The following is a 25,130-nucleotide window of genomic DNA, read 5'->3' as shown; positions in this document are numbered from 1 at the left end:
GGTCAGTAACATCCCCGTTAAACAAAATCCTAGCCAAGTCTTTTGTAGGTGCGTCAGCCTGGCATTGGACTTTAGCTTTCCCAGGGCTGCATCTAAATCAGTGACAAACGATTTTATAAAGTGTGCCGGCTCGTACATCAACATAGTGTTGAAATACGTGGCAGTTTACACTGATTAGCTTACCCGTTTTCCGGCTGTATTTCTAAGCTTAAAAACTTGAACATCGAGTTAAAGCTAAATTCGATAAAGCAATGCTCGAACGAAAAGTTGTCTTCACATTGAAAAAAGAGAAGCGTACATCTGACTTAACTGACATTAAAAAAAATGAAGAGCGCGAGCTTCAAGTCCAACTAAGCGCTTCACGAATAAAAGCGCATGCCATTAATGCTCAGTTGCCACCAGGATCAAAGCTCTCAACCACTGACGTTAATGCAATTTTACGGGCAGAAAGAGATAAAAAGAAACGTGAGCTTAAAGCAAAACAAGTTGCCCGTCAGAAAGCCTTCGAAGATGAATTTGACGCGCTGGAGAAAAAATTACAGAAACACAATTCTTATCATCGGTGGCTTGCCGATCAATCTAAGCAAGACGGTGAGCAAGGCGACCTGGCTAAACACTTTTATATGGAATCAAAAATGCGCGAACAAATAGACAAACAGAAACGAATTGAACATGGAAATGAATCCCTTCATCCCCCCGCTGAAAAGCGTAACAATCAAGCTTTGTTAAGTATTTCAAAAGAGGTAGAAAAACTCGGATATAAAGCTTACGACAATAAAACGCATATTGCCTACGTTAAGACTGATGATTATAAAGTCAAATTTAAGGATTATGGGAACACGATCAGTATCAGTAATCAAGAAGATCAGTCAATTCGTGATGCGATGATATTAGCCATTGAGAAATGGGGCAAGATAATAAAAATCAATGGGAATTCAGAATTTCAGGCGAAAGCTGCAAAAATCGCGTTTGAATCTGGAGTTGAGAAAATTCAGTCAGATGATAAACAAGCGCTTGAAATTTTTAGGGCATTGAAAGAGAGTAGTGGAGCTATAGATTTAGCAAAGCAACAGGTTAATGCAATTACCGCTCATTCTTTAGTCGATAATGAAAAATACATAGATTATTCTGACAGAGAGGCCTGTGACAAGTTAAATAAAGCTGCAAATCTGTTAAAGATCGCCGAGAAATATGGCTACAGCATCGAAAAACAAAAAGGCAATGCAGTGTGTCTAATTAAAGGCAATAAAATATTAAATATTACTATTAGTTCTGATAGTGATGTGTTTTTCATGAAATGCGCGTTAGGTTTTGATATTAGTGGCACTGCTCAAGAATTTATTAGGCGTGAAGAATGTATTAACTACGATGTTGCGGCTCAACGTTTATATATTTTTAATAGGTCGTTCCCTAAAAATGTTGAAGTTGAGGCTCACAAGGCTTACGACGTTGCATATGTTCGGCATCTCTTCAATACTGCGTCGAATAATGCTGAGAATATAGCAGTCCTTGCTAATAAAGGCTTGCACAGGCATGGCCTCGGTAATGACTCTCGCGTAAATGAAAACGGTGAGGTATTTTTTGCTCACAGAAATGCAGCCAATAACATTGTCGGTTTTGAAATTAAATCGAAAAAAAATTCTCCAATGTGGTTTGTTAAAGGCGGTCAGAAAGGAATTTACCATGCTAATTCCCCTCAAGATGGCAGAATTGAACGAGTTATAATTACCTTGAACGCTATAGATGCTGAAGCATTAAAGCGGCTAGAAACAAAACAGCATCCGGAACTATTGGGGAAAATACTGTATTTATCATTAGGTGGTACAGCTGGGAAAAGACAGATTGAACATTTGAAGCAGTATGAAAATGTTCGGATGGAGCTTCATGTGACAACAGACGGGGAAGTTAGTAGTAGAGTAATCAACGATTTAAAAAATGCCTTTGAGGATCTTAAAATAGTTAATGGTCCAGGGATACCAGAAAACTTAATAAAAGACTTAGTCTGGAATCGCGAGCATCATTCTAAAATAATGGTTTGAACTAGAGGTTTAGCAAAAAAATGAAAATTGTTGAGAGTTCATTTTTTAGTTAAATTCCCCCGCTAGTTCTGTCTATTGGATAGTGTCAATAAAAAAGTAATTTGTCGTTCTAAGCAAAGTCGACAAATGGTGGTTAGATGTCTTTGGTCAAGGATAGTCAATTGGAAATTGGAGTATTAAACAAATAATTTATATGATATGTTTTTAAAAATACAAAATTACGTGTATAATTAAACAAAAGAAGTATGTTGTCCCCATAAATTTTACTGATGAAGCTACAGGCTATGGTTCGTAGCATCTTTTTATTTTTCCTGCATAAAGGGTGGCTTTGTGTATATAAAATCAATCGCTTACTTATAAAATGCAAATATTATTATAACTGAAGTTTCCCAGTTTTTGAGTCAATAGCGTATAAAGGACAACGTATTGATTTTGAGTTCGCCATAGAGTAAACAATCACCCATAATCTAATAGATAACCAGGAAAAAATAATGGCACATGAAATTGATCAAACGGCAGGCCGCAATGCCATCGCATTTGTTGGTGATACTCCCTGGCATGGATTAGGCCAAAAATTGTCTCCTGGAATGGGCATGGATGTTTGGTCCAGGGAGGCGGGATTGAACTATGATGTTCTCCGTAGTCCAGTTTGCTACAACAGTGACAATGATATCAAATCGTTTGATGGGCGCGACGTTCTCTATCGATCAGATACAGGTGCTCCACTTTCTGTAGTCTCGAAAGGCTATAATATTGTGCAGCCAGGAGAGATATTGAATTTTTTTGGCAGGTTGTCTGAGATTGGTGGTTTTGAGCTTGAAGTGGCTGGTGTTCTTTCTGGTGGTAAGCGGGTCTGGGGTTTAGCTAAGGTAGGGGAAGGCGCACCAATTGTGGGTCAGGATATTGTCAGGCCTTATGTTTTATTTGCAACGTCGTATGACGGCACGATGGCAACAATAGCAAAGTTCACCGCGATACGCGTGGTCTGTAGCAACACAATAACCATGGCAGTCGGCAGAGGCTTTGACTCAGCAGGTAAGATTGAGAATGACACAGAGGATCGGGCCGTTTCAACATTAGTACGTATCCCACACTCCCGCAAGATCAATACGGATGAAATTCGTCAGCAACTTGGCATTGTGGCTGATGTTTATGAGCGGTGGATGGTCAACACTCGATTGTTGGTTGATCAGTCAATGAATGCAACTGAGGCTGATATATTTATATTCAAGTTAATTGACTCGATTACGCCAACTACTGGTCAAGGCCGTAAACTTCCGGATGTGCGTGGCTCAAAGGCTTATTGTCGAATTCTGGAATTGTTCGACGGTAAAATTAAAGGCGCTGATTTGGCGGGTGTAAAGAATAAATGGGTGATGCTGAATGCCGTGTCGGAGTTCGTAGATCATGAACGTGGTAATTCTGTAGACACTCGACTTGCTGGAGCTTGGTTTGGTGCTGGTGACGCGCTAAAAACCAAAGCTTATAACATGCTGAAGTCTGTTTAAATTTGATTTTTTGGTGTTTTAAAATCTATTTATTTATCGGATAGTAGAAGCCAGTAGAACTAAGCCATTCCCTCAATAATAATATAATGGTCAGCAATTATCGTAAAGGGGCTTCTTCTTCATTCTGATATTGCTGACTGCATTTTAAAAGCGACTCTGAAATTCGTAGCCTCAGTTCTTCAGGTTCCAGCACTTCAATCCGATCAGCTTCTCCTAAAATCCACCATCGCAATTGCCAGGTATTGGTAATGTCGGCAGTAATTTCCCTATATCCGGAATCATCAACGGGGCTTATTATCTGGTTTTCGCTTAAACGTGTTTCTTCTAGCATCAATGCCAGGTGATCACAAATCCGTGCTTTAAAATGAATAGCCAAAGCAGAACCAAAGTGCCCTTTTTTTTCTGCAAAATCAGCCAAATTGAACGCTGGTTTATGGCGGCATTCTTGTTCCAAGACCTGAGCCGTTTTCATTCGGTGTAATGCGTACAAATACACATCTTCATAATCATTGGTCATTGCTGCAAGGTAAGTGACAGGGCCGCGCTGAATTAAACCTTGAGGGTGCAAGCGGTATTCTTTTTGTTTTGCATCTTCTCGATTAGTGGCCAGGTAAGTGACATGCAACTGTTTTTCGTTTAATAAGGCTTCATGCACGACTACCAGGATTTCGTGGCTGAGTTCAGGCGGAATCAGAGGTTGTGCAGGTTGTATAACGCAAAACTTTTCAGGCCATTGGGTGACGAGGCTTTTTTTGTGCAATTCCAGTGTCTGATGGGCTTTGTTGAATATATCGTGTAAGGAACGTGTCAACAATACTGGCAAAGATTGACTAAGATAGCGCTCAACCATGACCAAGGATAAGGCTTCGGGTAAGGTTATGCCTCCGTTAGCCTGATTGTCTTTACCTGACCAGCGGTAACCATGAGCTAAACCACTAATGGAATCTCCTGCCTGGTTACTATTGTCGTTGCACTCAAGTTGCTGGTAGGTTTCCAGTAAGGATTTTAAGTCCCGACGGATGCTATGAACTTCAACTGCATAGCCCTGATCCTTTAAATCTTGAACAATATCTGCAACTGTAACCCAGCGTTCTGAGCGACCACTCAGCCTGCGAATGGATTCCAATGCCAGTAGTCGTCGCTGAACTATTGCTTGTGATTTTTGATCAGACAAAGCACAGCTCCTTGTTGATTATTTTATGTACAAGGATGAAGTTCAGCGTACTCAACGGCTGAAGGAATATGCATGGGTAGATCCAGACCTTTGGGGCGCACAGCCTCCCAGCCCAAACAAGCCAACCAGATAGAGCGAGGGATAGGCTTTTCGCCATCACGGTAGTAAATCAGCATCCGACGTGAAATCCCCAATTCTGCGGCGGCCTGCTCCAGCGTGAGTCCTGTTTCATGTAGCCAGGTCCAGAGTCGCTCATGTCCAATACCACCTGCTTGCTCAACGCTGAGGTGTCGCAGATTATCAGAACCAAGATCCAGATCATCTTCGATCCAATCCACAGATCGACCAGCAAAACCGACTTTTGCTTGAGCAAATAGGGATATATCTTTTAAGGGTGCCAGAAAAGCTGATGAGCTAATGAGTGCAGTTAAATCAACTTCAAAGCTTTGGCCATCGGCATAAGTTAGCCGGAGTTGGTATTCATTAAATGCCTGAACGGCGGTAAGACGAAAGTGTTCTTTGCTCATCGTTGTAATTCCTCAAATTTGGCAGCAAGCATATCGCGATTGGTTTTTGCCCAAACCAGTACGTCGTCTATTTCGCGAGCGCTGACTTTTCCGTGTACGATCTTCAGTTCAGCGATCGTGACCCATGCCTCTCGCCCATCATTCATAAGGACATGAAAATGGGGTGGCGGATGGTCATTAGCGTTAATTCTGACGCGAGATTGTGAAAATCGTTGTATGACTGGCATAAATTTATTGTAGTGCAATGATTGCACTATATCAACCAAAATTGGCGTGTCATCTTTTTTATATCGCTTACGTAGGTTCGGCTAATTAAGTAATTAATCAATGTTATCAGCCGTTCTTATCCGTATAACCCGCAAACAAATCGTACAGTTAATGGTATTTAGGATTTGACCCTTACACATTCTGTAAGGCTGTTTAACCAAGCTACATCCGGACTCAGGAAAAGATCAGAAAAGCAAAATCATCGCCTAGGCTACAAGATAAATGTGTCATTTTTAGCACATTTAGGAGCATATAAACTTGAGAATTATCAGTGGTACGTAATATTTGTTGTTTGCTCTTCCCCAACCCAGGTCCACTGAACACCGTTATACTCATCGCTGACTAGCAAACCCAGGCTTTCTAAGAAGGTTATATTATCAAGCGCTAAAGAAAGACATTCAAAGCTTTCATTGCTAAACTCAGTCGTTTCTGACCCGCTTACAAGGTTTGGTAAATGCTTGGCTCTATCATTTACTAAAAATTCTCTACATTCTTCAAGTTGCTCCCATGAGTCAGCAACGCATTCCGCGCGCTCTTCGTCTGTATCGAGAGTTTTGTAGTAGTTGATAGTCATCTGTGACAGATCGATGATCTTCGACATCAGTTCGGGATTGCTCTCAAAATATTCTGGCGTCAATCCAATTCCGAACCCTTGGGGTGTATCGCTTTTATAAAACAAATTCAGGCAAAACAGGACGGGCTCAATTGATTTAGTGAAGGTCATTTAAATCTCAAATAGTTTAAAAATATGAATAAATTATCTCACTTAAACATACATACTATAAATTTTGTTAGCTTAATTGTGTTATGTTTTAAAACCTGTCTAATTAAAATACGCCGAAAATTATATTTCATACGCTCCCTATCTAACCCTTACACATTCTGTAAGGGTCAGACCGTAAACTGATTCCGGTGTCAGCAAAAAACACGTCTGACGAAAGCAGCCCTAAATAAGTTTATGAGGTATTTATGTCAGGTTTAGCTTTTGAAATTGGTTTCGATCATTACCGCTTCGATTTACCCTTAGATATCTCGCGCTTTCAGGATAACCAACGCCAGCAAATTCGCTATGGCTATGAAGCGGCCAAACACCAGCAAGTCACCCAAAAAAAACCGGATCTCTATGAGCGAAAACTGATGACACTGCGTGATCGGGCCCTGGTTAAAGGACTGGAAGTGACAATCACGGCAAAAGATTTAAAAATTCAGCTGGCACAAACTAACGGCTGTTGCCCCATAACCGAGCTGCCATTTACCTTTGCAGAAAACAATGACACGGATTGGTCGATTGATCGCATCGACAATACGCGCGGCTATTGCCCTGACAATATTGTGATCGTGTCAGTACTGGCCAATCAGGCAAAAAGTGATTTGGATTTAGCGGGACTCATTAAAAATGCTCTGGGAAAATCGAAAACAGACGACTTGTTGTCCACAAAACAAAGATTGCGCATGGCACGCTTTTATTATCAAAGAATGAAGATATTGAAACCCTTGTGTATGTGCCTGCTCTTAACCGACACTCAACCTTTGTATGATCATATTGTGTTCATGCAGCTGTTTAAAAATGAAGAAAAACGGGCTAAAGCATTCCTGAAAAAACTCGAAAAGTACAGCAGCAAAGATGCGGTAATGAAAGCCACCAAGCTAACCCAAAAGCGCATTTATCATCGCGCTGATTTCGATGTCGAAGTGCTATACGACAGCCCTAAGCTCTATCAATGGGTTCAGTCATTCATCGAGGCAATCAATGTTCATAGCGTAGAATTTGATCCTTTGCTGATGGATTGCATGTTTGCCTAAATTCAGACAATTTACGAGTTGTCACGCAAGTAACGTAAACTAAGCTCTGCGGGAGTCCTCATGAAACGGAAAGCTGTCTGTAAGCCTTGATTTACAAGTAATGAGCCGTTTTTGCTTAATAATTAAGTATCTATACGTAGGTTAGAAATGACTGTATATTCTATTCGGAATTTTTAATACTAAAGCCTTTTGAAAACTAAACTTATCATAATTCGAAACATGGAAAGTTCACTCAAATTTTTTAATTCTAAAAAAGCGTCATTCGGTCGCCATGAAACTTTTGCCTTTCACTACTTTTGGTTAAAACCAAAAATCAGCCCCAAAAGCAGAGTAACTGAATAGATTTCTTTAATGCAATTTTTTAACGATAAAAACTTAATAGGTTAAACATGTCTTTTATTCAAAAAGCAGTTGTTTTACTCAGTGGTGGACTGGATTCAACAACGACCCTTGCAATTGCAAAGACAGAGGGATTTGAAATTTATGCACTTTCATTTCGCTATGGGCAAAGACATCAGGTCGAACTTGATAATGCAAGCTATGTTGCTAAGGCGATAGGAGTTGCACAGCATATAGTGGTTGATATAGATCTGCGACTTTTCGGTGGATCAGCACTCACTAGTGACATTGAAGTTCCCAAAAATCGCTCCTCTATAGAAATGGGGAAGGGGATTCCAGTAACCTATGTCCCAGCAAGAAACACAATTTTTTTGTCCTTTGCATTAGCTTGGGCAGAAGTCCTTGAGGCTGACAATATCTATATTGGTGTGAACGCCTTAGATTACTCGGGATACCCAGATTGTAGGCCAGAATTTATTGATGCCTATGAAAAAATGGCAAATCTCGCTACTAAGTCTGCGGTAGAGGGGGCGCACAAAATAAAAATTCACACACCCCTTATTCACCTGACTAAAGCTAAAATTATTCAAAGAGGGCTTGAATTAGATGTTGATTATTCAATCACCTGTTCCTGCTACGATCCTGCTCCAAATGGTGCACCTTGTGGCAACTGCGATTCTTGTCAACTACGTGCTAAGGGATTTGCAGAAGCAGGTGTTGTGGATCCACTTGATTTGAAATTTAGATTATCTTAATTATGGCTGAGCAACTGCTTTATACCGCTGCTGCAAATTTCGAAGCAGCTCGACGCGTATTGATTCTACCCGATGGGCATCGCTCAAGAAAACTCCACGGCCATAGCTTTCTGGCAGAAGTCCGCTGCGCCTTGCCAGAAGGATGGGCTAGTTTTTCAGGAGGCGAGGTTGAAGAACTCAGAGAAAAATTGATTGCTACCATTTCTCCGCTTGATTACAGCGATCTCAACCATGAACTGGAACAACCTACGGATGAGAATCTTGCGCGCTGGGTTAGATCTCGTCTTGATATATCCGGTATCGAAAGCATCGGTGTCCAAAGCACGCTGCATGAAGGTGTCGATCTAGACCTAAAAGAACATGCCCACATTTGGCGTCGCTACACTTTTGAATCAGCACATCAATTGCCAAATGTTCCAGTGGGTCATAAGTGCGGACGTATGCATGGGCATGGATTTGAGGTAATACTTCACGCTAATCAAGATTTAGGTGCTCGTGAAATTGGGGTTGATTACGATCATCTAGATACTCTGTGGGCACCAATTTATGCGGAGTTGGATCATGCATGCCTCAATGACATACCTTCTAACAAACCCTACCAGTGAGGTAATTTCGAATTGGATTTGGCAGCGTATTAAACCTCAGTTGCCTGAACTATCATGGGTTACAGTATACGAGACAGCAAGTTGTGGGGCTCATTTTGATGGGGAAAATTATCGTATTTGGAAAGAAATGACTTTCGATAGTGCCATGCAACTTCAGTATGCGCCTGAAGGTGACTGTCGTAGGCGAATTCATGGACATACCTATACATTAAGACTGCACCTCCATGCACAGCTAGATCAAGTGATGGGATGGACTGTGGACTTTGGTAATGTAAAGCAATTGTTTGATCCAATTTTCAAACGACTAGATCACCATCCCTTACATGAGATGCCTGGACTTGTCGATACAGATATAGCGAGCCTTGTAAGGTGGATTAAAGATCAGGCTTCGCCGCTTTTACCTCATCTTGATCGTATTGATCTTTACGAAACACGAGGATGTGGTGCCATATTGAGTTGGGGCGAAATCGGACCTGCTTTACCTATTTAAATGTCATACACAGTAAAAGAAATCTTCTACACGCTTCAGGGTGAGGGTGCCAATACTGGACGATCGGCAGTATTTTGTCGGTTTGCTGGTTGTAATCTGTGGTCAGGTAAAGAGAGACATCGCGAGAAGGCTATATGTAAATTCTGTGATACTGATTTTGTGTGGAATAGTGCTGTCGACGTAGGCAAGTTCAATTCTCCCGATGATCTTGCGCAAGCTGTCGCTGATGAGTGGCCTTGGCAAACGGGAGGAAAGCCTCTTGTAGTATGTACAGGGGGTGAACCGTTGCTTCAATTGGATGTGAATCTAGTAAAGGCATTTCAAGCATATGGGTTTGAAGTTGCAGTGGAGACTAATGGCACCTTGCCTGCACCAGATGGGATAGATTGGATATGTGTAAGTCCTAAGGCAGATACAAAGTTAGTGCTCAAAGAAGGACATGAACTAAAACTGATCTTTCCACAGGAAGGTGCAACTCCGGAGATGTACGAAAGTTTAGCTTTTCAAAACTTCTATTTGCAACCAATGGATGGATTGGAACGTGAGAAAAATACGCGGCTTGCAATTGAATATTGCAAGGCACACCCGTGTTGGTGGTTGAGCGTCCAAGTTCATAAAATTATCGGTATTCGATAAAGCGCGTAGATACTCTATAATCAATCATTTTGCAATCTGGTACTGTAGGTCAAAGAATCCTGGATTAGGACTGGGAGGGTTGGGCGAAGGTCATGAATCAATCACATTTTGTGTTCTGATCAGTTATATTTTGCGCATGCATCTCTTGATAATTTTACTACATCGCAGGATGTGTTCGCTGACAATAACCGTTCCATTAGCTCGTACAACTTGATGTACGGGATCTCCAACAGGTGTAGGTCGAATTAACCCAAATATGCCAGACTTGCTGGTGACGCCTTTGTCCGGCTAGCCCGCTATGAGCATAGGTTTAGAATTTCCTTGCAACGGAGCAGCTATTATTTCCTTTTTATGAAAATCCCTGTACCGCGAGCAGATATGCTGAATGCACCGTATTGGCCCTCGTTAAACAAAGCTGTTGCTGCTGCCCTGATTCTCGCAGGAAAACGGGTGATATCATCGTAACGGGTATGAGTCCAGGCCACAAAAGTTTGATCTGTCTGAATTTCCAGATCCATATTACCGGTGTAACCTTTCTTGCCAAAATTGAACTCCCAGTTATTTGAGCTGGGATCGTCAGCAATAACTTTCCGAATTTTTCCGGAATAACCGCTGTCAGGTTTGGTAGCATAAGGAATATTAACAGCGAAGCCCCGCATATTTTCGGCCAAAACAGAGGCGTTATCTTTCCGGTAGAAGTATCTTGTCAGGCCAAAGTCTACACGGTCTGCAATCAGTTGTTGAAACTCAGAATTTATCCAGAATGAGTGAAACTCTTCCTGAATTCTGAATATCTTTTGTTGTTGATCCAGCGCAAAAAAATCGCCGCCGGTATTTGTCATTTTATCCAGAGACACCCTTATAAGATGCGCGGCTATGCTCGTTAGTGACAATTGGGTTGGATCCTCAACCTTTGCCAACTCATCCCAGTCGGCAAGGCGGTCTCTGTTTTCCAGATAATAATCCAGAAAAGTATGGGGTATATCATCTAGTGACCATTCAGTGTCGCCCAAGGCCAAAAGTGATTTTAAGATAACCATTTGGTATGATTTTACCGGGCTGAGTTCTTTTTCAATGTGCTCCAATAGCTCCTCAGCAGGGGTTCCTATCAGTGTCGCTTCAAACGTTGTCAGATCATCCATGAATGATTTGACTCGCAGCCAGTTGCCACCAAGTTTTTCTTCTTTTAGAAATACATAAGGATCATGGATGGCAGGATTAGCAAAGAAATCCATCAATGAAAGCGACATTCCAAGGCTTGAACGCAATTCAAGATAGAGCTCCTTCAACGCATCAATTCGGTTAGCAGGCGTCAAAATCCGCTTGATCTCCTTATCCCATATACACTGTACTTCTGTATCCACACCCACATGACAGGCTGTCGGTAATTGTTTTTCCGGTTTCTTGTTACCTCTGGACTTCTTGTATTCCTCAGTACTGGTATAGCCGCGCAAAGCCAGCGCTGCCACATAGGACTGGCGAAAATTACCCACAAAATCCAGTGCTACAAGGTAATCTTTTTCCGGCAACTGGCGCAATCCCCTGCCAAGTTGCTGAATGAATACAGTGAATGACTGTGTCGGGCGCAGAAACAAAACGTGGGAGACTGCCGGGATATCAATACCTTCTCCAAAGATGTCAACTGAGCAGATAATCTGCAAATTATCATTCTCATCCTGCAACTGTTGTATGGCACGTTCACGATCTTCAATGCTATCCTGACCAAGCAGACAGATTGAACGCATTCCAGTAGATGCACCAAGTTCGTTGAATTTTCGGTTCATATACTCGGCGTGGTTTTTTGATGAACAGAATGCCAGTGCTTTGATCTTGCCGGTCGAAGGGAGGAATTTTAGTAGATTATTGAATACAAGCTCTGCACGAGTGTCGTGCATCAATAGTTCATCCAGTTCACTGTCCATATATCCACGGCTTGTCGTCCAGCGCAGTGATGAGTAATCAGTGGGATCATGAATGGCAAAATACTGAAACGGTACCAGCCATCTGTTTTCAATGGCATCAAAAAGACGGGTTTCAAAAGCCACGTCATAATCGCATATTTTCAGGACGTCACGCCCATCCATACGTTCCGGCGTGGCGGTAAGTCCAAGAAGAAATTTGGGTTTAAATTTCTCCAAAATTCGCTGGTATGAAGTTGCTTCCGCATGGTGAAATTCATCAATGACAATATAATCAAAGGCGTTATCAGCATAGTCCGCCAGGGTAGTCGGCTGTGAAAGGGTCTGTACCATGGCGAACAGGCTACCAGCTGGTTGTGTTGGCTTGCTTGATCCGGACAAAACCGTACCGAAAGAATTATCAGACATTACCTCACGAAAGGTATTCATTGCTTTTATAAGAATGTTTTCCCTGTGGGCAATGAAAAGAACATTGCGCATGCCGCTCTGTTTGAAGTCAAAAGCGGCAAGATATGTTTTTCCAAGCCCGGTGGCGGCAATCACGGCTGTCTTTTTGATACTCCGTTTACGGCGATCTGCAAGGGACTGTAAAGCTGTTATTTGTGCCGGTCTGGGTTCTAAGGCAGTCTGAAATGTTCTGTCCATCTCGTGCGCAACAGTTGTTCGCAGTTCATGGGCTTTTTCCCATCGAGGCAGATAGGCCTTTATAAAGCGATCATCAACAGGTACCGAAGATTCATTCCAGTATGATTCATATTCTTGCCGGGCATACTGGAATGTGGAAAGGTTATTTTTCAGCAAGAGATTAGTTTCACTGTTGGAAAAGTAATTCCATTCGTGGTTTCTGGCAAGGCCAGATCCGGTAAGGTTGGATGATCCGACGATAAGGGCGTGCTGGCCGGTCGGTTTTTCAAACAAAAAACTTTTGACGTGAAATGGCGGTGGTTGCTGGTTGAAATCAGCGTTCCCATGCTCATTGAGTGGGTAAAAAATTTTTACGTCAATTTCTGGAATTTGTGCAGCAAGATGCAGGAAGTCATTTGGATTATTGAAGTTGCCCATGACAGAGGTGAGTAGCCGTAATTTGCCGCCGCGACGAACAAACTCCAGGAATGGATCAAGCAGCAGGTTAAGCATACCCCGAGAATAAAAAGCCGATGCTATATAGAGGGCGTCGGCATCTTCTAGCTCACGTTTGATAACATCTACCAGACCGGTCAATGAGTTGAAGGTAAGGAGTTGTGGAAGACGAGGGTGTCGATCACCAAGGTTGACAATACCGTGGCTAGCTCCAGTTGCATAGGGCATCAGCTTTTTATTAAATCCGCCATCTTCTTGGTGTTTTACAGTCTGCTGTGAAAAAACCTCATCCCATTTAATGCCGTATTGTTTTAGGATGGCGGACATGAGTTCAAGTAGATCCGCGGACACATTGATTATTTTATCCCGTTTGTCGGCATGGAAAAGTTCATGGGCTTCCTCTAGTATTTTAAGGCGCAAAGAATCCAGAAAAACTTGGTTGTCTAAGATTCCAGACGATGAAAATTTGCCAGATTGAGCAATTTTTTCCGGTATCAGGTCTCTTACCAGTTTGTTGTAAATTAGTGGCCGATCAGTCACGCTTTTTCCTCAGTTGTCCAGTGCGCGGGCTTGGCAGGATGCCAGTTTGCAATAGTGTCTCTATAATCCGGTAAAATCAGAAACTTTTATCAATATTACGCTTTTAAAAATAACTGTAACCAAGTTAAGTAAAAATATTTTTACAAAAGTGAGCAGTTAATGCTGGTCTAGCCTTATGAAATGAGTTGCGGTACTCTATTTGGTGTCACCATACAATCAAGAAAAATACGGCAAATTTGATATAGACATACATCTGCCGAATGACTGGGCAACTCCTGAAACAAAACATTAAGGAAAATACAGTATGCTCTCCATCCTCTATGGTATTGCATCAGCGCTTTCATGGGGTGCAGCAGATTTTGCAGGTGCCCTTGCCGCCCGTAAACTGAGCGCATATCGCGCTGTCTTTTACAGCAACGCTTTGGGATTGCTGGCTTTGTTTGTTTCTTTAGCGATATATCCTGAAACAGTCCCTGAGGCACGATCCATAATACTTGCAGGTGTGGCGGGGGTTTTTGGTTCGATTAGTTTGCTTATTCTATTTTACAGTATGGCGTGTGGACAGATAAGTATCGCCGCGCCTGTCTCAGCATTGTTTGCCGCAGCGCTTCCTGTTCTCGTCGGAACTTTTACACAGGGACTTCCTGCACCTATTCAATTCATAGGGTTCGGATCGGCGCTCCTCGCAGTGTGGTTGATTTCACAGGGGGGTGAGCAGCGACTTCACATTGACCGTTTATTTAATTTGATTCTTCCACTTCTAGCTGGGTTCGGTTTTGGATCCTACTTTATATTCATGCACTACGCTGTAATTGGTATACCATCAACAATTTGGCCCATGATCGCCAGTTATTCAACTGGAACCCTGATGACGTTCATCTTTGTGGCGGCGAGACGTGAGACATTCATTGTGAAACGTGACGCATGGGGAATTATTCTGGTCAATGTGGTTTGCAATATTGGGGGGAACCTCTTTTATATCTTAGCGCTCAAATCGGGGCGTTTGGATATTTCCGCCGTCTTGAGTTCACTTTATCCAGGTGGAACGGTCATCCTAGCATGGTTAATTCTAAAAGAACGCATATCATTCCCTCAGTGGAATGGAATCATTGCCGCATTAGTTGCCATCATTCTTTTTACCGTGTGAGTGTGGTAGGTGGTGGCATAGAAAGTTCATTGCAGTTTGGTGAGAGATCGACTTATCCCGCTTGGGATCTGCTAAAAAATAACTTCCCGAAATCAATTTTATTGAGGGATCGTAACTACCCTGGATTTTGGTCATTGGTTACCTAACCGAGACTGATGCGCCAAAATGTCAATCAATAGAAGAAGTGCAGTACATCATTCGCTGCGAGACAGGAGTCGAGTAGTCCCCAGAAGCGATAGGGCATGTGTTTTCACGCAGCTTGCGAAGTGAAAATGCAGGCTTTACGAAATCGCGTCGAGTCATTGGAGAGCATGTGAGCTACCCCTTGTTGGGTAGCGATCGAGTGATCAGGACGGCTGGGGCCGCCGCAGGCATTAGCGGTCGCGTAGTTTTTGCCGCTTGTTGAGCAGGGATGCTCATAAAAGCTTTCGCAAAAATAGCGACTCCCCGAGATTTGATCATTCGCCTTATGAACGTCATCATCTCTGACCTCGAAGAAGGTCCAGTCACATCACACCTTTCTTCAATACCAAAATTTATCCAGATAATCCTCGAGAGTACATCGATGCAGAAATATGGGCATACGACTTCATGTGTGGCGTTGAGTTAAGTCGTAAAGACTGACAATCTTTTTGTGACGATGCATGTGTGGAAATTTTTCAAACGCTCCATCTGCCCCCCCTCCTGCCAATAATGGCAGAATTAAATTCATACTTTCAGGATTAAAGGTGATTTTAAAATTAGTCAAAATAATTATATTTAAGTTTTAAAACATATCATATAATGATTACTGACTTTAATCCGTGCAGGAGACATTACGAATGCCAAATAAGATTTTATTTTGCGGCGATCCACACGGCAATTTTAAGCAAATCGTCTTTGCTGTCTTTAAATATAAGACACAGGCCATTGTGCTGCTGGGGGATTACAATCTTGACGTTCCGTTAGAACGGCAATTGCAGCCCATTATCGGCATGACAAGGATATATTGGATTCCAGGTAATCATGATTTTGATTCTGTTGCCGAGCATGAGAACTTATTTAATTCAGCGCTGTATTACAACAACCTGCATTTAAAAGTAGTTGATATTGATGGTCTTCGTATTGCTGGTCTAGGCGGGATTTTTATGGAGCGGATTTGGATGCCTGGCAGCATTCCCAAATGGATTGGCAAAAAACATTGGCTGCAATGTAAACCGTCAAATGTTAAAAAAATTCCGCTGCACTTGGATAACGCGATTTGGCATCACGAATTTGAACGGATGAAGAAAAGTGTTAGAGCCGATATTTTGGTGACCCATGTGGCACCGAGCTGTCATAGGCATGGCTTTAAAGTGATTGACGAGTTGGCGGAGGCTATTGGAGCAACGAAAATCTTTCATGGACTTCATCATAAGTATTATCAGGATTCCGTGAGTAGCATAGACGTAACAGGTGCGCCAATTGGCGGGGTAGTTAATCTTGCGGGTGAGCGATTAATGGGAGGTAAATAAAATGATTTATGGTATTCCAGATCCGGAAGATGACTTTGCAGTCGCGATCGCAGCGTGGTCTATTAAAGAGGTTATATACGGTGAAAATACTGAGCCTACGCGGCATCTTGTTGGATATATTTTACAAGATAGTGAGGGGCGTGCGTCATCGGCCATTCAATCATTTGATAAGGAAAATCGGTTGATTGAAACCAGATCGGGACGCTTGTATAAGTTACACGGGAAACCTGGTGATCATCCAGATGCACGCTATGTCTGGCAACGGTGGAAGGGTTTTAACAATGTCCAGGATGAAAAAGATGTCACTGATGAGTATTTAAAATAATACAGGAAAGATGCATGTTATTGCGCACACCAATATATTTACCTGACAAATTAGTCGCTAAAGCAAGGGAAGTTGCGGCGGCACGTGGGGCAACTTTAACTGCTTTAATCATAGAGCAGTTGGAAGCTCTTACAGAGTCAAAAGCTGATGATTCAATCGTGATGTATTCACGAGGATTGCTTACAAAAGAACAAGCCATTGAGTACTCTGGTTTTCGGGATTATGCGGAGCTGTTGGTGGCCATGGGTGATGCGGATCTTCCACTTCCAGCTTTGTCAAAATCAGAAATTGATGAACAAGTTAAGATTTTTACTGAAATTTGGGAAAAAGACTAAAAATAAGTATTTAATATATAATGGATAGCATACTATCCCTTATTGTTATAAATAATACTTTATGGACAAAATACTATCTCTTAATGAGTGGCTTCCTTACGATGCCAAAATTGAACTGGCCAAAGCCGCCAAAGGTGCTCGTTTAAAAAGGGGTTGGAAGCGGGATACCTTGAGTGAAAAAACCGGAATTCCTGTTTCTACGCTAAAACGTTATGAAACTACGGGCGAGATTTCACTGGATCAGTTTTTAAGGTTAACTTTCGTGTTGGGCGATCTGGACAGGTTAAAAGGAGTTTTTGACAGTGACGAGCAAGTTTTCAGTTCGCTGGATGAAATGGTGACGGTTAAACCGGAAGTTAAAAGGAAGCGTGGAACCCTATGATTAACATTTTTCTCAACATCGAAGGGAAGAAGCTTTCGGTTGGCCGATTATTAAGAAAAGACCAACATAATTATTTTCAATACACGCCAGAGTTTATTTCTACTGGCGTGCAGATATCTCCCTTTCATTTGCCAGTTAATAACCAGGTTAACAAAGCTCCGGATGCTCCCTTTAGTGGACTACACGGCGTATTTGACGACTCTCTTCCAGATGGCTGGGGCCTTTTACTTATGGACCGATTTTTAAGACAAAAAGGGATTAATGTAAGGGACATAACGCCGATGGACAGGTTGTTATACATTGGTTCTACGGGCATGGGTGCGCTCACTTATGAGCCAGACCATTCTGAGCCATCATCTTATGATAGTTTAAGTTTAAGCGAGCTAAGCCACGAGGCTGCAGAGGTGTTCGCAGGAAAACAAGAGGATATTTTGCCAGAATTATTAAGGGCAGGAGGCTCGCCAGGTGGTGCCAGACCAAAAGTTGTTGTTGGCATAAATGGCGACCAAATTGTTTCTGGTGAACGCGAGTTGCCTGACGGCTACCAGGCGTGGCTTATCAAATTTCACGCGACTAATGATAATGAGGGATTAATCGAAGAATTGTATGCCAGAATGCTCAGGCTAGCTAATATTAATATGCCTGAAACACAGTTGCTTATGGCTAATGGTAAGCAATATTTTGCGGTAAAGCGTTTTGATCGTATCAATAACCAGCGCTTGCATGTGCATAGCCTTGCTGGGTTAAGTCATGCCAATTTCAGAATGCCTGATTTTGATTACGAAAAATTATTACGGTTGACATCGATTTTAACCAGAAATCAAGACGATGCGAAACAGGTTTATCGACAGATGGTCTTTAATATTCTTGGCAATAATCAGGATGATCACACCAAAAATTTTTCATTTGTTATGGATGGCAAGGGCGTTTGGCGGTTGTCTCCTGCTTATGATATTACCTTTACACAATGCCATGGTGGGGAACAAAGTATGTCAGTGGCTGGTTATGGCAAGAATATTCCTGCGAGTGTATTTGTTAAACTGGGTGTTTTGTGTGGAATCGATGCATCGGGCGTTCGACAGATATTCGCTGAAACATTTGAGGCGCTGTCGCAATGGAGGGCATTAGCCCATGAATTAGGAGTTGATGCTCAGCAGCGAAATGAAATTCAACAAAATTTAGACGCTTTGGCTAAGCAATATCGCTTCATGGGAAGCTAATTAAAGGTCATGAAAATTCATATACTCTCTGATTTGCATAATGAATTTCAGCAATTTACACCATTCAAGGCAGCAAGTGAAGCGGATGTTGTCGTGCTTGCAGGCGATATTCATGTAAAGGACAGGGGGTGGAGTGGGCACGGAATGTCTTTAGTTGTCCGGTTATCTATGTGCCTGGGAATCTGAATTTTATGGCGGTCATTTGGATAGCACGCTTGAGAAAATGCGTGCGGCGGCTTGCGAGCGCGTACGTGTTTTAGATAATGGAGAATGGATTTTAGATGGTGTGCGGTTTTTAGATGGTGTGCGGTTTTTAGGTGCTACTTGCTGGACGGATTACACGTCAACAGGTAACTCATTTTTGGCTAAATACGAAGCGCAACGCGAGCTGACAGATTTTAAGAAAATCAGGGCAGCTGGATATCGAAAAGTGCGACCTGATGATTTTGTTTTGCGTAATCATTTTTCGTTGCGCTGGCTGCGTGATCGTCTTGCTGAACCGTTTGCTGGGCCAACGGTGGTTGTAACGCATCATGCGCCGTCAATGCAGTCGTTCGGTAATGATCGAGTTGAGGGTTGTGAGTCGCACCTTGATGCGTCTTATGCAAATAGCTGGGAGTCGCTAATGGGTGACTCGGTTGCGCTTTGGATTCATGGTCATTTACACCTCGTTGTTGATTGGGAATCGCCAAGTGAAGTTAGTGGTACGCGTGTTGTTTGTAATCCGCGTGGTTATCCTGGGGAAGGTACGGGATTTGATCCGGATTTATTGATTACAGTTGAACGATGACATTTGATCGCGAAGCCTTGAAGCCTTTTGCTAAATATATCTGGTGGAAAACACCGGATGACGCCGTTGCATTTCCAGAGCGAATAATAGCTCAAGTCATGAATATAGGTGACTGGGATGATGTTTGCGCCCTTGTTAAACTGGTTGGTGATGACGCTTTGCGTGACGTGATAGCTCATGCAGAAATAGGTTGGTTTAACGAGCGCTCTTGGCACTACTGGCACTATCGCCTTGGTTTAGCCGAGGTTGATTGTGTACCGCCGTTGCCAATGCGTTTTAAAGATTAGGTACATGTACCAGGTGCGCTATTTAGGAGAAAATCATGTCGAAAAAAGATGAGCTTTTTACAGATATTGACGGAGAGTTTTCGAATATAAATATTCAAATGGAAGAATTGAAGGGAGCCATTGAATATTCAACTTCAAGAGCAAACCGGCAGACAGACACTGAAAAATGGGTATTTGAAACAGCATGCGCCAGTTCCATTGAAAAAATATATTCTGGCATTGAACGAATTTTAATAAGAATCGGGATTGAAATTGATGGTGCCACTGGTAGTGCCTCACATATGGATGACGAATTAATAGATGAAGCCATGTTGGATAGCATGGCTGAGGAAATACAGGGCGGTGTCAGGTCTGCTGTAATTAGCCCTGAAACTCTTAAAATACTGCATGAGTTAAGACTGTTTAGTGCGAAAGAGCGGGATAGCTACGGCTTTATGGTGAGCAGTCTGAATTTAGAAGAAAACGCTGAAAAGGTCATCGCTATCGTGCCTGTCGTTATAAATGAGATAAATTATTTTAAAGCGGAATTAGCGAGGCGAGAATTTATTCCGATGAGTAATAAATATGGAGTAGATATTAATATTCCAGATATAGTCAGAGCACAATTGAAGGCCTACTCGCAGGGACAGATCACCGCTGAAAATGCCGCGTGGGAAACACAACAACTAAATATAGGCGGATTTCTAAATCCAAGTGTTTCAGAAGTGATTGTTTGGTCGCGTAATGCGGGGTACGGCATTCCTGATCCACCCGATGCGGAAGTTGCAGCGCAGGTTGAAAAAGCTTGGAAAAAGTTTCATCCGGAATAATCCCAAAAAAGTTGTAAAGGGACAGAATAATGGCTAACACAAAAACTACGTTAATTGTGGCGGATGCAAGGCCGCTTTTAACATTTGCTATAGAAGGTTCGCTTGACGCCTTACTAATACCTGACACAAAGGTAATTATTCCGGACATGGTGATGTTTGTGGCTACTGACAAGCCAGGTTCTAGTGAAATGTTGAACTGGCTCAGTACGCATCAGAATAGTGTTTTTATTGCAAAAACAGAGGCGTATTATGAATTTAAAATCATACGCGGAGTTAATCCAGATACAAAAATAGGACATCGTGAAGAACGGGCGGCAGGTGAAGTTATGAATAAAGAACTTGAGAGGGCACCGCCAGGTAAAATAATTCTGTTGTTTGATGAGAGCGATATCGAAAAGTCTCCAAATTATATTCGTCCACTCCCTGACAATGTGCGCTGTATGTCGGTATCCATGCTGGTTGACGCAGCAAAAGCAAGAACCGAAGCGCTGCTAAAGTTTTCGCGTGGACTTCTGACGAAAGAACAAACCATTAATGCAGTAGGCGTTCGTGATTATGCTGAGCTACTGCCGATGCTGGGTGATGCAAACATTCCTTTGCCATCGTTGCCGCAGGAAGAGCTCGATAGACAGGTTGAGACGTTTGTTGATTTATTCAGAAACTCGTGAAAGATGTGGCTCGTAAAGACATGCCGCTTGTAGTAAATATTCCGACCACAGGATTGGCAAAATACATTACAGACATGGCCAAGCAACACAATATCGCCTACGTCAAAACATTTGCGGATGAATGGGCCGATACTATTACCAAATTATCCGATGATAGGGTAGGTGTTGAGTCGGATGATATTGAAGATTTGCTACTAGCATTAAAACGTGTGGAGATATTGAATGCCGAAGATATGCTTTCACTTCTTGTAAATTACTTGAGAGAAAAATATGGAGAATGTGATGCTCGAAGAAATTAAAGGGATGCCGCCAGGGATTCATTTTGAGAAGATTATGTCCTCCGGCGTGGAGCTGATCTGTATTGTAATTTTAGATGCCGCCCCCATTAACACGCTGGGCACAGCAGGGCTTCTTCATCTTTTATTGGTAGCGAAAAACACTGAGGTTGTGATTATCCAGAGCATTTTTAATGAGATCATCAGCAAAACGCCAGAATTTAAGGAATTTGTTGAGACTAATCTTGATCGCATTACGATTGTTAAAACATCCGTCTGCATTGATGATGAGGCTAAACTTATGCGAGGCGAATCCCTTGGTAAAAACCGTGGTGGTCTTGCAATTGCAGACTTTCTTTTAAATTTTATCGATGAGGCACTGCCAGGAGTGGTTGGTGATTCACTGGTGCTGATTATTTGTGAAGAGTGTGAAGTTGTTCGACTCCAGGCGGCGGCTAATACTGATTTTGGTTTTACTGAAAAAACTCATTTCATAACCCTGGCGGCTTATCTTCAAAAACTTGAACATGATGGGTTGATTAATTCGTTTGACGCGGCGTGGGGGCGAATCAAGGACGCTGATGACGATGCGCTTACTGCAGCAGATAAAAAGAGAAACGAAATCGGTGGTGATAAATGGTCGGGATGGGTCCCACAAAAACAATAACAAAGTTAGCGAATTTCGCAGCTAAAAAGTGGAAACATACTGGCGGTGAGTCAGATGATGTTGGAAATTTACTCATAGCATTAAAGCGCGCAAAGATATTGAGTTGAAAAGATATGCTTTCACTTCTTGTGAATTATCTGAGAGAAAAATCGAATGATGGGGTTCTTTAAGGAATTTTTCAGCAGCAGGTTGCTTGTCTGTCTTTAGTCAATAAAACAATGCGTTGGGGGGTTATTCATGTTGGGGCAGTACTTTAGTTCTGAAAGCTGATGTTTTTGTATCATCTGACAAACGCTCATGCGAAGCAGTTGCCAGTGTGGTGCAAGTTTGTTCGTTAAATGGGTGTTTTAAATCAGGTCTTCAATTAACACCTCCCATATCAATAATTGACAAAATTAATGCACTGTATACAATGCCGTTTGTTTTAAAAAATATTTTTGTATAGTGTAGGATGCAATATGTACTTGGATGAAATAGGGCAGGTTATACGTAAAGCAAGAAAGAATAAAAAAATCTCACAGGAAAACTTGAGCGCACAACTCAAGATGAGTCGAGCCACTATTTCTGGTATCGAGAATGGGACAATTCCTGAAATTGGTGTTCGTAAAATATTGTCTATTTGCGCTGCTTTGGGTTTAGAGTTATTTGTGCAAGAAAAAACTAAGAGACCCACGTTGCAACAGCTTATAAAAGAGCAGCGTGATGCTTAGAGTGTATGTAGGGAAACAGTTTGCCGGAAGCCTGTTTAAATCAGAGGTTGATTATAATAAATACGGCTTCAGCTATAACGAACAGTGTCCTTATCAAAACGCAGTGTCGCTAAGTATGCCTGTCGTAAATGATCAGTACAGTTCGGATTATAGACTCCATCCAATCTTTGACATGAATCTTCCGGAAGGGGCGCTGGGGGATCGCTTGCGTAAACAATTTAGTAAAGTATTGCCCAATTTTGATGATCTGGCATTACTGGAGATTGTTGGTAAGTCACAGATTGGCAGGCTTCGTTTTATAGCTTCTGGTGAAGAAATTACGGATGTACCTACACAGGATTTAAGTGAACTATTGATACATGACGGTGCCGACGGTTTATTTGAGAGTCTGCTGAGTCGTTACGCTGTTTATTCCGGTATTTCTGGAGCCCAGCCAAAGGTTATGGTGCGCGACAGTGGTCATGTTAGTGAAGGTCGTGTTACGCATCGCGGCGCTACCCATATTGTTAAAGCATGGAATGCAGATGAATTTCCCCAATTGGCTGCTAATGAATATTTTTGTATGCGAGCCGCGTTACATGCAAAATTAGAGGTACCCAATTTTGAATTATCCGAAGGTGGAAAGTTTTTAATCGTTGAACGCTTTGATTTGAAAAACGATACGTACCTTGGATTTGAAGATTTTTGTGTGCTTAACGGAAAATCATCTGATCGGAAATATGAAGGCTCCTACGAGAACATCGCTAAGCGCATTAAGGATTTTGTGTCGCCAGATCAAGTGCGACCCGCTCTGGAGAGTTTTTTCAAAGCACTGGTTTTGTCATGTGCAATAAAAAATGGTGATGCTCATTTGAAAAACTTCGGTGTGCTGTATAACGATACCGAGAGTACCGTTTGCCTGTCACCGATCTATGACCTTGTTTCCACTACGCCTTATAATTCCACTGATATTCTTGCATTGACGCTGGGTGGAACGAAACGGTGGCCTAAAGCAAAAGCACTGGTTGCGTTTGCTCGCGCGCACTGCGACATTTCTGATGCGCGCACAAGAGAGCTTATGGCTGAAGTTGTTGAAGGTGTATTACGTGCAACTGATGAAGCGGTTAACTATATACAAAACAACGATTTTTTCAAGGAAGTAGGTGAGGTAATGCTTGTTGAATGGGGTAAAGGCTTGAATTTATCGATTAATCTGTAAAACCATGGCTGTCTGGTTCATGGTTGGTTGACTTGGTACATGCACCGTTTTAATGCCCAAAATTGGACGTATTGAGTACAGATCAACCACGGGACTCAAATCATCTTTTCGGGATTCAAATCATATTAATGGGATTGAAATCAGGTTGAAAAAAATTTGAAATCATGAAACTGGGATGCAAATCATTTGTATTATTAAATATTATTTTTTTATCAATGGGTTATATGTGTTTTTTTATGCTTTAACATTACTTTGACTTTGTACGGAAAAAAATAACGCTTTTTTTACATGTTAATTTTTTTATTTTTTTGAAAAATTTAAGAGAAAGAAAAGGCTAAGACAGCATTGAGTGAAAAATGTAATTATTGGATTTGAACGAAGCTATGGTTGTCTTTTTTATAAAAAAATTACAATAAACATAATAATGCATTTAAGAAAAAATACAAAGAAACGGGATAAAATAATGACAAGAATAAGATTTAAACAGTTGATGTCAGCGTTGCAATTCGTGTCATGGTTGGTTAATTAAAGTCGTTGAATAAAAAATTTAATGGCGTCATGACATACGAACTTTACTATCATAACTCTTTGCTTCAAGTGTATAGGATACTTTGTCCTGTTTAAAGATGGATAATGACACTGGGAACTACTTGATTATTTTTCGGCAATAGAATCGAAGTAAGGGTGGAAAAACTTGCGTCAACCTAAAACCTATAATCAGACAATATAACATTTAAAGTGCTTAATTATGACATTGGCGATTATTAGATCGTAGTTAAAATGTGGTGAACTTTACTCTGGTTAATACCATTATTTTATACATAAGCCAGAAAAGTCTGGTAAATTGCATGCTTTTTTGCTAAAAGCCACTTTATGGATTTATAATTATTATTCAGACTTGTGTAAGAAAATTGGTTACTACGGGGTGATTTAAAATCGATTAGGAATGAGCGTAAAATAATATTGATCAAGTATTATCTTGCCCCGCCTCTTAGGGAATGTTGATAAGGTTCAGGTCATCTCCTTACACACAAGTTGTTAAGATTTAGTAAAGTAGAATCATTTTAGCTATGAATTGGGCAAATACAGAATTTCGTAATTTAGATTTAGGTGATAAACGACTAAAGAATAGAGCCATAAAG

General features: G+C 41.7%; 27 protein-coding genes and 1 pseudogene. 22 read left to right on the top strand and 6 right to left on the bottom strand.

The annotated features are described in order from the left end of the window. Positions 1–251 precede the first annotated feature (251 nt). Both RW114_RS15860 and RW114_RS15855 read left to right on the top strand, forming a co-directional pair. Entirely contained in the window at positions 252–2,039 is a 1,788-nt protein-coding gene (locus tag RW114_RS15860; RefSeq protein ID WP_340123742.1) for an LPD7 domain-containing protein, read from the top strand. Between the two features lie 491 nt (positions 2,040–2,530). After that, the gene (locus RW114_RS15855; protein ID WP_340123741.1) at positions 2,531–3,547 is read left to right on the top strand and encodes a DUF932 domain-containing protein; all 1,017 of its coding nucleotides are present in this window, start codon (positions 2,531–2,533) and stop codon (positions 3,545–3,547) included. Positions 3,548–3,644: 97 nt separating this feature from the next. Here the strand turns inward: RW114_RS15855 and RW114_RS15850 are convergent, their stop codons facing one another. The 4 genes from RW114_RS15850 to RW114_RS15835 form a co-directional block, all read right to left on the bottom strand. Then, a complete protein-coding gene (locus tag RW114_RS15850; RefSeq protein ID WP_340123740.1) occupies positions 3,645–4,721 on the bottom strand; it encodes a helix-turn-helix transcriptional regulator in 1,077 nt (358 codons plus the stop codon). A 23-nt stretch (positions 4,722–4,744) separates the two neighbouring features. Further along, positions 4,745–5,248, bottom strand: a complete 504-nt coding sequence (locus RW114_RS15845; protein ID WP_340123739.1) for a DUF2442 domain-containing protein — start codon at positions 5,246–5,248, stop codon at positions 4,745–4,747. Continuing rightward, the gene (locus RW114_RS15840; protein WP_340123738.1) at positions 5,245–5,475 is read right to left on the bottom strand and encodes a DUF4160 domain-containing protein; all 231 of its coding nucleotides are present in this window, start codon (positions 5,473–5,475) and stop codon (positions 5,245–5,247) included. The genes RW114_RS15845 and RW114_RS15840 overlap by 4 nt, the downstream gene beginning before the upstream one ends. 308 nt (positions 5,476–5,783) lie before the next feature. Beyond that, positions 5,784–6,239: a hypothetical protein gene (locus RW114_RS15835; RefSeq protein WP_340123737.1), complete on the bottom strand. Its 456-nt coding sequence runs from the start codon at positions 6,237–6,239 to the stop codon at positions 5,784–5,786. Between the two features lie 245 nt (positions 6,240–6,484). On the opposite strand from RW114_RS15835, the gene RW114_RS15830 reads away from it, so the two are divergent. The 5 genes and pseudogenes from RW114_RS15830 to queE all read left to right on the top strand — a co-directional run bounded on the left by RW114_RS15830 (position 6,485) and on the right by queE (position 10,143). Further along, complete coding sequence (locus RW114_RS15830; RefSeq protein WP_340123736.1) at positions 6,485–7,318, top strand: hypothetical protein; 834 nt, start codon at positions 6,485–6,487, stop codon at positions 7,316–7,318. A gap of 389 nt (positions 7,319–7,707) precedes the next feature. Continuing rightward, positions 7,708–8,412, top strand: a complete 705-nt coding sequence (gene queC / locus RW114_RS15825) for a 7-cyano-7-deazaguanine synthase QueC (RefSeq protein ID WP_340123735.1) — start codon at positions 7,708–7,710, stop codon at positions 8,410–8,412. A 2-nt stretch (positions 8,413–8,414) separates the two neighbouring features. Then, positions 8,415–9,060, top strand: a pseudogene (locus tag RW114_RS15820) (6-pyruvoyl trahydropterin synthase family protein); the annotation flags it as partial. Between the two features lie 84 nt (positions 9,061–9,144). Next, the gene (locus tag RW114_RS15815) at positions 9,145–9,507 is read left to right on the top strand and encodes a 6-pyruvoyl trahydropterin synthase family protein (RefSeq protein WP_422614828.1); all 363 of its coding nucleotides are present in this window, start codon (positions 9,145–9,147) and stop codon (positions 9,505–9,507) included. Continuing rightward, entirely contained in the window at positions 9,508–10,143 is a 636-nt protein-coding gene (gene queE, locus RW114_RS15810; protein WP_340123732.1) for a 7-carboxy-7-deazaguanine synthase, read from the top strand. 338 nt (positions 10,144–10,481) lie between these two features. Here queE and RW114_RS15805 read toward each other — a convergent pair whose 3' ends face one another. Continuing rightward, complete coding sequence (locus RW114_RS15805) at positions 10,482–13,682, bottom strand: DEAD/DEAH box helicase family protein (protein WP_340123731.1); 3,201 nt, start codon at positions 13,680–13,682, stop codon at positions 10,482–10,484. A gap of 304 nt (positions 13,683–13,986) precedes the next feature. Between RW114_RS15805 and RW114_RS15800 the strand changes: the two genes are divergently transcribed. Continuing rightward, on the top strand, positions 13,987–14,829 hold the full coding sequence (locus RW114_RS15800) for an EamA family transporter (RefSeq protein ID WP_340123730.1): 843 nt from the start codon (positions 13,987–13,989) through the stop codon (positions 14,827–14,829). A gap of 589 nt (positions 14,830–15,418) precedes the next feature. On the opposite strand, the gene RW114_RS15795 is transcribed toward RW114_RS15800, so the two are convergent. Further along, positions 15,419–15,577, bottom strand: coding sequence for a hypothetical protein (locus RW114_RS15795; RefSeq protein WP_340123729.1), 159 nt, complete (start codon positions 15,575–15,577; stop codon positions 15,419–15,421). A 73-nt stretch (positions 15,578–15,650) separates the two neighbouring features. On the opposite strand from RW114_RS15795, the gene RW114_RS15790 reads away from it, so the two are divergent. The 14 genes from RW114_RS15790 to RW114_RS21020 form a co-directional block, all read left to right on the top strand. Then, a complete protein-coding gene (locus RW114_RS15790; RefSeq protein ID WP_340123728.1) occupies positions 15,651–16,322 on the top strand; it encodes a metallophosphoesterase family protein in 672 nt (223 codons plus the stop codon). A gap of 1 nt (position 16,323) precedes the next feature. Next, on the top strand, positions 16,324–16,647 hold the full coding sequence (locus RW114_RS15785) for a hypothetical protein (protein WP_340123727.1): 324 nt from the start codon (positions 16,324–16,326) through the stop codon (positions 16,645–16,647). 14 nt (positions 16,648–16,661) lie between these two features. Continuing rightward, positions 16,662–16,982 (top strand): hypothetical protein, encoded by a 321-nt coding sequence (locus tag RW114_RS15780; RefSeq protein ID WP_340123726.1) that lies wholly within the window; start codon positions 16,662–16,664, stop codon positions 16,980–16,982. A 61-nt stretch (positions 16,983–17,043) separates the two neighbouring features. Next, the gene (locus tag RW114_RS15775) at positions 17,044–17,364 is read left to right on the top strand and encodes a helix-turn-helix transcriptional regulator (protein WP_340123725.1); all 321 of its coding nucleotides are present in this window, start codon (positions 17,044–17,046) and stop codon (positions 17,362–17,364) included. Next, a complete protein-coding gene (locus tag RW114_RS15770; protein WP_340123724.1) occupies positions 17,361–18,584 on the top strand; it encodes a type II toxin-antitoxin system HipA family toxin in 1,224 nt (407 codons plus the stop codon). The genes RW114_RS15775 and RW114_RS15770 overlap by 4 nt, the downstream gene beginning before the upstream one ends. A 154-nt stretch (positions 18,585–18,738) precedes the next feature. Next, on the top strand, positions 18,739–19,374 hold the full coding sequence (locus tag RW114_RS15765; RefSeq protein ID WP_340123723.1) for a metallophosphoesterase family protein: 636 nt from the start codon (positions 18,739–18,741) through the stop codon (positions 19,372–19,374). Next, the gene (locus RW114_RS15760) at positions 19,371–19,661 is read left to right on the top strand and encodes a hypothetical protein (RefSeq protein WP_340123722.1); all 291 of its coding nucleotides are present in this window, start codon (positions 19,371–19,373) and stop codon (positions 19,659–19,661) included. The genes RW114_RS15765 and RW114_RS15760 overlap by 4 nt, the downstream gene beginning before the upstream one ends. A 35-nt stretch (positions 19,662–19,696) precedes the next feature. Continuing rightward, positions 19,697–20,470, top strand: a complete 774-nt coding sequence (locus RW114_RS15755; protein ID WP_340123721.1) for a ribonuclease toxin HepT-like protein — start codon at positions 19,697–19,699, stop codon at positions 20,468–20,470. Positions 20,471–20,499: 29 nt separating this feature from the next. After that, positions 20,500–21,138, top strand: coding sequence for a hypothetical protein (locus RW114_RS15750; RefSeq protein WP_340123720.1), 639 nt, complete (start codon positions 20,500–20,502; stop codon positions 21,136–21,138). Continuing rightward, positions 21,135–21,437, top strand: coding sequence for a hypothetical protein (locus tag RW114_RS15745; RefSeq protein ID WP_340123719.1), 303 nt, complete (start codon positions 21,135–21,137; stop codon positions 21,435–21,437). The genes RW114_RS15750 and RW114_RS15745 overlap by 4 nt, the downstream gene beginning before the upstream one ends. Beyond that, positions 21,421–22,080, top strand: coding sequence for a hypothetical protein (locus RW114_RS15740; RefSeq protein ID WP_340123718.1), 660 nt, complete (start codon positions 21,421–21,423; stop codon positions 22,078–22,080). Before RW114_RS15745 ends, RW114_RS15740 begins: the two co-directional genes overlap by 17 nt. Positions 22,081–22,544: 464 nt before the next feature. After that, positions 22,545–22,790: a helix-turn-helix domain-containing protein gene (locus RW114_RS15730; protein ID WP_340123717.1), complete on the top strand. Its 246-nt coding sequence runs from the start codon at positions 22,545–22,547 to the stop codon at positions 22,788–22,790. After that, positions 22,783–23,988, top strand: a complete 1,206-nt coding sequence (locus RW114_RS15725) for a type II toxin-antitoxin system HipA family toxin (protein ID WP_340123716.1) — start codon at positions 22,783–22,785, stop codon at positions 23,986–23,988. The genes RW114_RS15730 and RW114_RS15725 overlap by 8 nt, the downstream gene beginning before the upstream one ends. A 1,070-nt stretch (positions 23,989–25,058) precedes the next feature. Next, positions 25,059–25,130, top strand: a 72-nt coding sequence (locus RW114_RS21020) for an IS4/Tn5 family transposase DNA-binding protein (RefSeq protein WP_422614827.1), incomplete at its 3' end; no start/stop codon positions are given.

Source organism: Methylobacter svalbardensis (assembly GCF_037671525.1).
Lineage (GTDB): Bacteria > Pseudomonadota > Gammaproteobacteria > Methylococcales > Methylomonadaceae > Methylobacter_A > Methylobacter_A svalbardensis.
This window is presented reverse-complemented; position numbering and strand designations above follow the sequence as displayed.

Coding starts and splice junctions, on each gene's coding strand:
- RW114_RS15860 (WP_340123742.1), top strand. CDS start 252: ATGCTCGAACGAAAAGTTGTCTTCACATTGAAAAAAGAGAAGCGTACA.
- RW114_RS15855 (WP_340123741.1), top strand. CDS start 2,531: ATGGCACATGAAATTGATCAAACGGCAGGCCGCAATGCCATCGCATTT.
- RW114_RS15845 (WP_340123739.1), bottom strand. CDS start 5,248: ATGAGCAAAGAACACTTTCGTCTTACCGCCGTTCAGGCATTTAATGAA.
- RW114_RS15840 (WP_340123738.1), bottom strand. CDS start 5,475: ATGCCAGTCATACAACGATTTTCACAATCTCGCGTCAGAATTAACGCT.
- RW114_RS15835 (WP_340123737.1), bottom strand. CDS start 6,239: ATGACCTTCACTAAATCAATTGAGCCCGTCCTGTTTTGCCTGAATTTG.
- RW114_RS15830 (WP_340123736.1), top strand. CDS start 6,485: ATGTCAGGTTTAGCTTTTGAAATTGGTTTCGATCATTACCGCTTCGAT.
- queC (WP_340123735.1), top strand. CDS start 7,708: ATGTCTTTTATTCAAAAAGCAGTTGTTTTACTCAGTGGTGGACTGGAT.
- RW114_RS15815 (WP_422614828.1), top strand. CDS start 9,145: ATGACTTTCGATAGTGCCATGCAACTTCAGTATGCGCCTGAAGGTGAC.
- queE (WP_340123732.1), top strand. CDS start 9,508: ATGTCATACACAGTAAAAGAAATCTTCTACACGCTTCAGGGTGAGGGT.
- RW114_RS15800 (WP_340123730.1), top strand. CDS start 13,987: ATGCTCTCCATCCTCTATGGTATTGCATCAGCGCTTTCATGGGGTGCA.
- RW114_RS15790 (WP_340123728.1), top strand. CDS start 15,651: ATGCCAAATAAGATTTTATTTTGCGGCGATCCACACGGCAATTTTAAG.
- RW114_RS15785 (WP_340123727.1), top strand. CDS start 16,324: ATGATTTATGGTATTCCAGATCCGGAAGATGACTTTGCAGTCGCGATC.
- RW114_RS15780 (WP_340123726.1), top strand. CDS start 16,662: ATGTTATTGCGCACACCAATATATTTACCTGACAAATTAGTCGCTAAA.
- RW114_RS15775 (WP_340123725.1), top strand. CDS start 17,044: ATGGACAAAATACTATCTCTTAATGAGTGGCTTCCTTACGATGCCAAA.
- RW114_RS15770 (WP_340123724.1), top strand. CDS start 17,361: ATGATTAACATTTTTCTCAACATCGAAGGGAAGAAGCTTTCGGTTGGC.
- RW114_RS15760 (WP_340123722.1), top strand. CDS start 19,371: ATGACATTTGATCGCGAAGCCTTGAAGCCTTTTGCTAAATATATCTGG.
- RW114_RS15755 (WP_340123721.1), top strand. CDS start 19,697: ATGTCGAAAAAAGATGAGCTTTTTACAGATATTGACGGAGAGTTTTCG.
- RW114_RS15750 (WP_340123720.1), top strand. CDS start 20,500: ATGGCTAACACAAAAACTACGTTAATTGTGGCGGATGCAAGGCCGCTT.
- RW114_RS15740 (WP_340123718.1), top strand. CDS start 21,421: ATGCTCGAAGAAATTAAAGGGATGCCGCCAGGGATTCATTTTGAGAAG.
- RW114_RS15725 (WP_340123716.1), top strand. CDS start 22,783: ATGCTTAGAGTGTATGTAGGGAAACAGTTTGCCGGAAGCCTGTTTAAA.